The organism is Ruegeria sp. AH12, from assembly GCF_056541465.1.
Window position 1 is genome coordinate 21588 of the sequence record NZ_JBQFYL010000024.1, and the last position, 9865, is coordinate 31452.

Consider the following 9865-nt stretch of genomic DNA (forward strand, 5'->3'; position numbering starts at 1 on the left):
TCACAATTGGGAGGAAACTATGAAGAAGATCACAACATCATTGCTTGGCCTGCTGCTGAGCACCAGTGCTGCCTTTGCCGAGGGAGAGCTGTTTGTCTACAACTGGACGGATTACACATCACCAGAGCTCATCAGGAAATTCGAAGCAGAAACCGGCATATCCGTAACGCTTGACACCTATGATTCCAATGAAACGCTGTTGGCCAAACTGCAATCTGGTGCCACCGGATATGACATCGTTGTCCCCAGCCACAACTTTGTCGAAATCTTTGTCTCAGAAGGGCTGTTGCAACCGATCAATGCCTCGGAACTTGAAGGTGCAGCCAACCTGAACCCGGATTTCACCAGCCCCAGTTGGGACAAGGACAACACCTATACAATTCCGTGGCAATGGGGCACGACCTCGTTCACCGTGAACACCGATGTCTATGGCGGCGACATCAACACTTATGATGTTCTGTTCCAGCCCTCCGAGGAGTTGCAGGGCAAAATTGGCATGTTCAAATCCGCCGACGAGGTGATCTCGATGGGGTTGATCTCGCTGGGTCTGCCATTGTGCAATGAAAACCCCGAAGACATGCAAAAGGTTCTTGATCTACTCAAAGCTCAGAAACCCTACGTGAAAACCTATAATTCAGATGGCATTCTGGAACGTCTGACCTCAGGCGACGTTGCGGTGCACCAGAACTGGAACGGATATTCCATTCGGGCACGTGATGAAAACCCAGCCATGAAATACGCCTTCCCGAAGGAGGGGGTGATTGCCTGGGCTGACAACATTGCAGTGCCCAAGGGCGCACCCAATTATGACAATGCCATTAAGTTCATCGAGTTCCTGTTGGACCCTGAAAACATCGCCATTCAATCGAATTTCGCCGGGTACTCCAACGGGATCTCTGGCAGCGATGCCCATATGAGCGAAAAGCTCAAAACGGCTCACGAATTGTCGCCCCCGGAAGGCACACCGCTTGTCTTCTCACAAACCTGCTCTCCCGAGGCGGTAGAGTTGCAGAACCGCGTTTGGACCGCACTTCTGCAGTAACACCTCCTCAATTGGCGGGGCGTTGCCCCGCCACTTTTTCCATAGAAAGCAAACGGTAGATGAGCGACCTGATCATTTATAATGCGAGCATTCTGACGATGGTGCCGGAACATCCGCGCGCCGAAGCGATTGCCATACAAGGAAACCGAATTTGTGCCATAGGCCAGACGCATAAAATAAAGGCACTCGCCCAGCCGCATACCAAGGTGATCGACGCCAAGGGGCGAACAGTTTTACCCGGCTTCATCGACAGCCATGTGCATCTGTTTCAGGGATCAGCCGAGCTGGATTTTTTGCCCGTTGGCGGGCTTTCAGACTTGGCTGAAGTGCAACCCGCGGTCTTGACCTATGCAGACGACCGCCCCGATGAGCCGTTGGTTCTTGGGGTCGGCGCGTTTTACGGTCTCTTTTCAGGTCAGACAACCTCTCCACGTATGTTGTTGGACGCAATCCTGCCGGATCGGCCATTTGCACTGCTTGCAGCTGACCTTCACACCGTCTGGGCCAACACCTGTGCGCTTGAGAAAGCAGGCCTTTTGCACGGGGCTGATATGCCCGAAGGCAGCACTGTAATGATGGGGGATGACGGGCTGGCCAATGGGATCTTGCTGGAAACCGGTGCCTTCGGCCCGGTTCTGGCCCTGTCGCGCACGGGCGGGCGCGATATGTTAGGATATGTCACCGGCGACGACCCTGATCCGGCGGCAACAAAAGCCGAACGGGAGGCGGACAAAGAGCTGCTACTAAAAGGGATAGACCATGTGGCCGCGCATGGCATCACCACGTTGCACAATATGGATGGTAATTTTTACCAACTTGAACTCCTCAGCGAATTAGAGGCCGAAGGGCGGTTGAAGGTGCGGGTCCAGGTGCCCATGCATCTGAAAAACTATGACCCGCTGGAACGCCTTCAAGAAGCCGCCAAGATGCACGCTCAATACAGAGGCGACAAAGTCTGGTCCGGTCGTGTGAAGATGTTCATGGATGGGGTGCTTGAAAGCCGGACCGCCCTAAAGTCCCGCCCCTATCCCGATACCCCCGGCACGCAGGGCGAAGCGGTGTTTGACCCCGACCACTTTAACGAAGCCTGCCGTATCGCAGATGCGATGGGCCTACAGATCAGCGTGCACGCCGTGGGGGATCTGGCCGTCAGCCGCGTGCTAGATGGATATGAATACGCCCGCAAACACAACGGAAAACGCGATGCGCGTCACAGGATCGAACATATTGAAGTCATTTCCGAGGCGGATATTGACCGGATGAAAGCGCTGGATGTGGTGGCGTCGATGCAACCCCGCCACGCCGCCTTTGCCGGCTTCTTTGAACCACCCCAACCAAACACTGTTCTTTATGAAGATGAATACGCGCGGTCTTGTGCGTGGCGAATTCTGCGTGACCAAGGCATCCCCCTGGCGTTCTCTACCGATTGGCCCGTCGTGCCGGTGGATGTTATGGCCAATATTCAGTGTGCCGTTGTTCCAGTGGACCTCGGGCTGAATTGGCCAGACCAGAGCCAAACTCTGATGGAGACGTTGGATAGCTATACCGCTGTGAATGCTTGGATGGCATTCCGAGAACATCACCACGGATGCCTCAGGACCGGGCTAGCGGCAGATTTGGTCATGCTAGACGGAAACATTGCAACCCACACACCGAACGAACTGAGAAATTTGCCTGTCGCGCTCACCGTCTGCGATGGGACGATCACGTTTGGTGGCGACTAAGCGAGCGGTGGGGTTAGGTTTTCTTGACAGCCAAGTCCAGGAGTGGACATTCCGACAGACTGCAGCATTAGGCGCCTTGGGTTCTTTGTGAACTACGGAGTTGACGCAGCATATGCCCTTGCCCCGTTTTCAGGACATACTCAACTGCCCAATGCTGACGTTCGAGCCACACCTACAATACATCGGCGAAGCCCGTCGAACGAGAGATTCACTTCGCGCACTCGGCATTTGCGGACAGTTAGCAGGGCATCTTTGCGAGTTTCCATGCGTTTGCGCCGGCCGCATCGACCTTGTGAAACAAAACTAGACTCTGGACTCTTTGAGTTTCAAAGCCAGTAGATAACGAGGGCTGCAAGCGTGATTACTGACAGGAAACCTCTTGGACATTTTTCGTGTCGTGTCGCGACACTGTGCCAGTACCTCAGCCTACCGAACGTGATCTCTATCCTGTTGGGACGCTTGTATCGGCGCTTGTCGTTTAAGACGGGCTTCTTGCGCTGTTTCCGACCGGGGATATACACCCGTATCCCTTTTTCCTTCAAAGCTTCTCTGAACCATTCGGCATCATATCCGCGGTCGCCAAGGTGCCAACCGACTGCCGACAGGCTGCTCAACAAAACCCGCGTACCGATGTAGTCGCTGACCTTACCGGCAGTGAAGGACAGGTTGAGCGGTCGTTCTTGTCTGTCGCAGATGGCGGGAAGCTTGGTGTTAATACCACTCTTGGTGCGCCCGATCAGTCGTCCACGCCCCCCTTTTGGCACCGAGACTGGAAGCCGTGCGATGCGCTTTCAGATAAGTCGTGTCGATCATCACGGTCTTTTTCTCGCCGTGATCAGCAGCCAGACCGGCCATCATCTGGGCAAAGATGCCTGCGTCGCCCCACCGCTTCCGACGATTGTACAAGGTCTTGTGCGGGCCGTAATCTCTGGGCACATCACGCTAGCGCAAACCATTGCGATTGATGAAGATAACACCGCTTAAGACGCGCCATCTGAACGCCCGTCAGCCAGAAGAGATCAGACATATCACCGCTCATTTTTCGAACTGTTAATCACGCCACCCTTTCAAATTCAATGGGTCCTAACCCTACGAAATCACCGAGCCATAATTCATGTTAGTGGAACCCAACAATCGAGGAAAAAACCCTTGAGGAGGTCGACGCTTCATGGGCGGTTACAAACTCCGGAATACTCCTAAAATCCGCAACACAAATTATGATTGCTATTCCTCAGAGTAGTATTGAAACACTGCAGATCGTAACGCGTTTCATGACGCTTTCCGTCTCACTAGATTTGTTTGGCGGCCCCTCTAGTATAAGGGCCGCCGGATCTTAGCTTACATCGGACCTATTTCTTGAGATTGGTCCAAATCTGATCGTAAACAGCTTGCGTTTCCTCGTCACAAACCTCAAGAAAAACGCCTTTGCCCGCGTTTGCATGCGGGTTCTTTTCGGGTTGAGCAGCCAGTTCCGCATCGAGGAACTCGGTAACGCCGCTGACACCCGCGTTGTACTGCGCATAGTTGGTCACAGCTGCAATGTTTTCTGGTTCCAGCAGGAAGTCCATGAATTTTAGGGCGTTGTCGCGGTTCGGTGCATCTTTCAGCAGAACAACATTATCCATCCACGCTACGTAACCCTGTGTCGGGAAGGCGTATTCGACGTTGGCACCCTCTTCCCGAGCCTTGGCCGAAAAGCCATCATAGATTTGGCCAACTGCGGCGTCACCCGACACCAGAACCTCTTTGGCGGTGTCTGAGTTAAACGAGACCCAGTGCTGTTTCGCGTTCTGCAACATCTCGTTCAGTGCTTTCAGTTGCTCACGATCGGTCGAACATTGCGGGATACCCAGATGCAGCGAGGCCATGGCCATAACGTCACCTTGGCTGTCCAGCATGTTAATCTTGCCCGACAGCTCAGCCGGCGGATTGAACAGGATGTCTGTGGACTGGATATCACCGTCAAACACGTCGCGGTTCACCGCGAACGAGGTCGAACCCCACTGATACGGGATCGAGGAAGCGCGGCCCGGGTCAAAACTTGGGTCGGCCCACTCGTCCGCGATGTTGCCCTTGTTGGCCAACTCACCGTCAGCGATCGTATCCAGAAGCCCTTCGCCCGACATGATCTTGACCATATAGTCGCCGGGAACAGCAACGTCATAGGTGCCGACACCGCCCGCTTTCAATGTAGCCAGCATCGCCTCATTCGAGTCGTATGTGTCCATAGTCACGTTGATGCCGGTTTCTTCGGAAAACTTGTCCAGCAGTTCCTGAGGGATGTACTCGAACCAATGGTAGATCACCAGTTCCCCCTCGGCGGTGGCCGCATTGGCCGACACTGCAAGGGCGAGAGCCGCTGCACCGGATTTAAGAAAATGTTTCATGGGTTTGCTCCTTGTTGGTTCATTTTGTATTGTCAGATTTGCTGACGAAGTAGCTGATCGTGACCATGATGATCGACACGCTCAGCAACATGGTTGAAATCGCCATGATGTTCGGCTTGATGCCCTGTTTGACCGACCCGAAGATTGCGGTGGGCAGTGTTTCCACACCCGCACCTTTGACGAAGTTGGTGATGATGAAATCGTCCAGCGATACGATGAAAGCCAGCAGAAAGCCCGAGATGATCCCCGGCATCATCAGCGGCAGCAGGATCTTGGTGAACGCTTGCCGCTTGGTGGCATAAAGATCTAGCGCCGCCTGCTCAAAGCTATCCTCGATCCCCTGCATCCGGGCTGAGATCGGCAAGTATGCAAAAGGAATGCAGAAGGCGATATGGGCAACCAGGATCGTCGCATAGCCACGGGTGAACCCGATCGAGTTGAAGAAGATCAGTGTTGCTGTGGCGAGCACGATCTCGGGGACCATGATCGGCAGAGAGATCAGACCGAAGGACACCGTGCGCAACTTGAACTTGCCGCCCCGAACCATTGCCGTGGCCGCCAGGGTTGCAATTGTCGTCGCCACGGTGGCCGCGATAATCGCGATGGTAAAGCTGTTGAACGCTGCGGTTTTGAATTTGGCGCTTTCCGGACCGGTAAACACATCCGCGTACCAGCGTAGCGACAGACCTTCCCAATTGGTGATAGATTGCGACGCGTTGAAGCTGTAGATCGTCACGATGACCAACGGGGCATACAGGATCACTAGACATGCCAAAGTGATGGTCTTGAAGCCCTTGTAGGATTTGATGTTCTCATTCACATGGGCCATGACTTACCCCTCCGCCTTGCTGGCTTTGGCTTGCTGACGGGCCGACATCATCAGGATGATCAACACCATAGTCAGGAGGATCATCGAAGCAGCCGCACCAAACGGCCAGTTCCCGGCGTTGCCCTTGAACTGTTCCTCGATCAACGATCCGATCATGAAATTCTTAGCGCCACCCAGCAGGTCAGGCGCCAGGAACGAACCCATAGAAGGCACGAAGACCAGAATACAGCCCGCCATCACACCTGGTTTTACGGCTGGCAGCACGATCCGGCGCAACGTTGTCATTTTGCTAGCGTAGAGATCTGCAGCAGCTTCGCTGAGTGAGAAGTTGTACCGCTCGACAGCTGCGTAGATGGGTAGAACCATGAACGGCAGGTACGAATAGAACAAACCCAGCTGAACCGCGAAGTTGGTATTCACAATGGCAATCGGGCTATCGATCAGGCCGATACCGATCAGAAAGTCATTCAAAGGCCCTTGATCCCGAAGCAGGAATTTCATGGAAACAGTCCGGATCAGCAAATTGACCCAATAGGGTATCGTGATCAGGAAGACCCACAATGGGCGCACGTTTTCCGGGCGGGTTGCAATGAAATACGCTGTTGGGAAACCAATTACCAGGCTGAGCAAAGTGGCCGCACCAGCCTGCCAGATCGATCGCCAGAAGATCGTGATATAGGTCCATTCAATCTTGGGCGGCTCGTCACCGAACAAACCGCGGTCAAAGAAGAACTGGTCATAGGCCGCAAGGCTGAACTCCCAGATCACGCCGCCGCGGAATTCCTTGGTAAGGAAGGAATAAACCAGCATCATCAAGACCGGGGACAGAACAAAGATTGTCAGAACCGCCCAGGCCGGTAGCAAAAGCCAATTTCTGGCCTCTTTATACGTGTCGGTTGTCGCGCTGCCGCCGCTCGCTGCACCAGCTGCCATCAGTCCACAAGGAGGCGTCCCGCCCCCAGCTCCATGTTGACGAACATTTCCGTGCCCGGTTCAAAGATACGTTTGTTGCCGCGATCCGAGTTCGACGTACGCACAACAAAATCCGGGCCATCCTGCAGATCAATGATCGTGCTGATATCGGTGCCTACAAAGATGTTTTCCTTGACGCGGCCCTTCAGACTTTCACTTTCGACCGGCTTGTCGGACATGTACAGACGCTCGGGTCGGATCGACATGTGAACCTTGGAACCCGCATCGATTCCTTCGACTTGATCACACGTCAGCTCATGCCCACCGCCCAGATGGCAGATCGCACGTCCATCGCGGATTTCATCGACAGAAACCTCCAGCAGGTTGGTTTCGCCAATAAAATCTGCCACAAACATGTTGCGCGGACGCTCATAGATATCGGTCGGCGCGCCGAGTTGTTGCAATTCCCCGGCCGACATAACCGCAATCCGATCAGACATGGTCAAGGCTTCTTCCTGATCATGCGTGACGAAGATAAAGGTGATCCCGGTCTCGCGCTGCAAATGCTTCAGTTCGATCTGCATCGCCTTACGCAGCTTGAGGTCCAGCGCCGACAGAGGTTCGTCAAGCAGCAAGACCTTGGGCTGCGGCGCCAGCGCCCGAGCCAGAGCAACACGCTGCTGCTGACCGCCCGATAATTGTGAGGGTTTGCGCGCTGCAAATTGAGACAGCTGCACCAATTCAAGCATCTCACCCGCACGGCTGCGTGCCTCGCTCTTGGATTTACCTCGCATTTCCAGGCCGAAAGCCACGTTTTCGAGAATGGTCATATGCGGAAACAGCGCATAGTTCTGGAAAACTGTGTTCACCGGCCGCTGGTTTGGTGGCAGGTTTTCGATCTCTTCCCCGTACAGATAGATTGCACCCTCAGTCACGGTTTCAAACCCCGCGATCATTCGCAAAAGGGTTGTCTTGCCACACCCGGAAGGGCCAAGCAGCGTGAAGAATTCGTTATCGGCGATCGTGAGTGAGATTGTCTTCAACGCAGTGAAATCGCCATAGCGTTTCACTGCGCTCTGCACATCAATCGCATCTTTTGGGTTGTGTGGCAAAGGAACCTCCCTTACGCGCATTTGCCTTTTGGAAAAGATAGAAAAGCGGTGCTTAGGCGTTAAGAACTGTGTTCCTTAGCGTTCGTTAGCAAATACCTAACCCTTGGGCTCATCTTTAGATTTGAGGATATGCCGCCCCCGCATGTCTGCTTTGTGACAAACTAATCAATGCTGTGGAAAGCCCGTCTTTTGGTCGGCCAACTGGTTGAGCTAATCGACGTGGGCAAACACAGGGAAAATACTGTCTATGCAATCAAGAAGAAGCGAAGCCGATACGATCGGCTCACTGGATTTGCCCATTGAGGCTCTGCACGGAATTCAGACCGAGCGAGCACGGCAGAACTTCCCGATTACTGGCGTGCCGCTGTCACATTTTCCCAGCATCGTTGTCGCTCTGGCCATGGTCAAACAGGCCGCCGTTCGGGCAAATATCGAAATCGGTGGCATTGAGCCGCAGAAGGCAGAGGCGATAGATGCGGCCTGTCAGGAAATCATCGACGGCAAACATCATGAACACTTCATGGTGGACATGATCCAGGGAGGCGCAGGAACGTCGACCAACATGAACGCCAATGAGGTCATTGCGAACCTCGCGCTTACGAAGCTGGGCTATGCCCCCGGAGAGTACGAGCATCTCCACCCTAATGACGATGTGAACCAAGGTCAGTCCACAAACGATGTGTATCCGACAGCTGTCCGGCTTGCTGTACTTTTCCATGTGGAGCCGCTTTGCGCCGCGCTAGAAGGGTTGCAGTCTGCATTTGGAGATCGCGCCGAGGCATTTGCCGACATCGCTAAAGTCGGTCGCACCCAGTTACAGGACGCAGTGCCCATGTCATTGGGCGCCGAATTTAGGGCTTTTGCCGTTACCGTTGGCGAGGACATTGATCGAATCCGAGAAATCGGGCGGCTGCTGAAGGAAATCAACCTAGGTGGCACGGCGATTGGTACTGGCGTGAATACCAAATTCGGCTATGACAAACGCGCGGTTACCCATTTGTCAGAGATTTCAGGCTTCGACTTCAAACAAGCCAAAGATCTTATCGAAGCTTCGTCCGATCTGGGAGGGTTCGTCACCTTTTCAGGCATTCTCAAACGTTTGGCGGTAAAACTGTCGAAAATCTGTAACGATTTGCGCTTGCTATCGTCTGGCCCGCGTGCCGGACTGGGCGAGATCACGTTGCCTGCAGTACAGGCCGGGTCTTCCATCATGCCCGGCAAGGTCAACCCGGTCATCCCGGAAGTGGTCAATCAAATTTGCTATCAGACTATTGGAAACGATCTGGTGGTGACGATGGCCGCAGAAGCCGGTCAGCTGCAGCTGAATGCGATGGAGCCTGTCGTTGCCTACAATCTTCTGAAGTCGCTGAAGATTTTGATCAACGGGGCAAATGTCCTGACCGAGAAATGTGTTTTCGGTATCGAAGCGAGCGCGGATCGCTGCAAGGATTTGCTGGACAACAGTCTGGTTCTTGCCACCGCACTTGCCCCGCATCTGGGGTATGACGCAACCGCGCGCGTTGCCAAACGTGCACTGGCCACTGGCGCGTCAATCCGCGACGTGGTTATCGAGGAAGGTCTGATCCCTGAGAGCGAATTGGACAAGATATTATCTCCGGCAGCAATGCTCGATAGGTCGATGTCCTCATGAACCAGCTCTATCCCTCTCTTACATCGCCATTCGCCCGCAATTTACTGTTTGGGACGAAACAGTGTCTGGGCGCCCCTCTCCGGAAAAACCAAACCAAGTTAACCAAAGGATAACGCGATGAAGGTACTCGTGCCTGTCAAGCGCGTGATTGACTATAATGTGAAGGTTCGCGTCAAAGCGGACGGTAGCGGTGTTGATCTCGCCAATG

General features: G+C 54.0%; 7 protein-coding genes and 2 pseudogenes. 4 read left to right on the top strand and 5 right to left on the bottom strand.

Annotated features, from left to right (window positions below; all coding sequences use genetic code 11):
• Window positions 1-19: 19 nt before the first annotated feature.
• Both ACR0EL_RS20720 and ACR0EL_RS20725 read left to right on the top strand, forming a co-directional pair.
• Window positions 20-1042 (top strand): ABC transporter substrate-binding protein, encoded by a 1023-nt coding sequence (locus tag ACR0EL_RS20720; RefSeq protein ID WP_480501992.1) that lies wholly within the window; start codon window positions 20-22, stop codon window positions 1040-1042.
• A gap of 59 nt (window positions 1043-1101) precedes the next feature.
• Window positions 1102-2766 carry an amidohydrolase gene (locus tag ACR0EL_RS20725; protein WP_480501994.1) on the top strand — a complete coding sequence of 555 codons (1665 nt, stop codon included), beginning with the start codon at window positions 1102-1104 and terminating at the stop codon, window positions 2764-2766.
• Between the two features lie 326 nt (window positions 2767-3092).
• Here the strand turns inward: ACR0EL_RS20725 and ACR0EL_RS20730 are convergent.
• The 5 genes and pseudogenes from ACR0EL_RS20730 to ACR0EL_RS20750 all read right to left on the bottom strand — a co-directional run bounded on the left by ACR0EL_RS20730 (window position 3093) and on the right by ACR0EL_RS20750 (window position 8006).
• Window positions 3093-3793, bottom strand: a pseudogene (locus ACR0EL_RS20730) (IS5 family transposase).
• Window positions 3794-4115: 322 nt separating this feature from the next.
• Complete coding sequence (locus ACR0EL_RS20735; protein WP_480501996.1) at window positions 4116-5153, bottom strand: extracellular solute-binding protein; 1038 nt, start codon at window positions 5151-5153, stop codon at window positions 4116-4118.
• Between the two features lie 19 nt (window positions 5154-5172).
• Complete coding sequence (locus tag ACR0EL_RS20740) at window positions 5173-5982, bottom strand: ABC transporter permease (RefSeq protein ID WP_353010288.1); 810 nt, start codon at window positions 5980-5982, stop codon at window positions 5173-5175.
• Between the two features lie 3 nt (window positions 5983-5985).
• On the bottom strand, window positions 5986-6915 hold the full coding sequence (locus tag ACR0EL_RS20745; RefSeq protein ID WP_480501998.1) for an ABC transporter permease: 930 nt from the start codon (window positions 6913-6915) through the stop codon (window positions 5986-5988).
• Window positions 6915-8006, bottom strand: a complete 1092-nt coding sequence (locus ACR0EL_RS20750; RefSeq protein WP_480502000.1) for an ABC transporter ATP-binding protein — start codon at window positions 8004-8006, stop codon at window positions 6915-6917. Before ACR0EL_RS20750 ends, ACR0EL_RS20745 begins: the two co-directional genes overlap by 1 nt.
• Before the next feature lie 247 nt (window positions 8007-8253).
• On the opposite strand from ACR0EL_RS20750, the gene ACR0EL_RS20755 reads away from it, so the two are divergent.
• Window positions 8254-9657, top strand: coding sequence for an aspartate ammonia-lyase (locus ACR0EL_RS20755; RefSeq protein ID WP_480502002.1), 1404 nt, complete (start codon window positions 8254-8256; stop codon window positions 9655-9657).
• 117 nt (window positions 9658-9774) lie between these two features.
• Window positions 9775-9865 (top strand): annotated as a pseudogene (locus tag ACR0EL_RS20760) (electron transfer flavoprotein subunit beta/FixA family protein); the annotation flags it as partial.

Bases quoted from the DNA above. Each gene is read 5' to 3' on its own strand.
- ACR0EL_RS20720 (WP_480501992.1), top strand. From the start codon at position 20: ATGAAGAAGATCACAACATCATTGCTTGGCCTGCTGCTGAGCACCAGT.
- ACR0EL_RS20725 (WP_480501994.1), top strand. From the start codon at position 1,102: ATGAGCGACCTGATCATTTATAATGCGAGCATTCTGACGATGGTGCCG.
- ACR0EL_RS20735 (WP_480501996.1), bottom strand. From the start codon at position 5,153: ATGAAACATTTTCTTAAATCCGGTGCAGCGGCTCTCGCCCTTGCAGTG.
- ACR0EL_RS20740 (WP_353010288.1), bottom strand. From the start codon at position 5,982: ATGGCCCATGTGAATGAGAACATCAAATCCTACAAGGGCTTCAAGACC.
- ACR0EL_RS20745 (WP_480501998.1), bottom strand. From the start codon at position 6,915: ATGGCAGCTGGTGCAGCGAGCGGCGGCAGCGCGACAACCGACACGTAT.
- ACR0EL_RS20755 (WP_480502002.1), top strand. From the start codon at position 8,254: ATGCAATCAAGAAGAAGCGAAGCCGATACGATCGGCTCACTGGATTTG.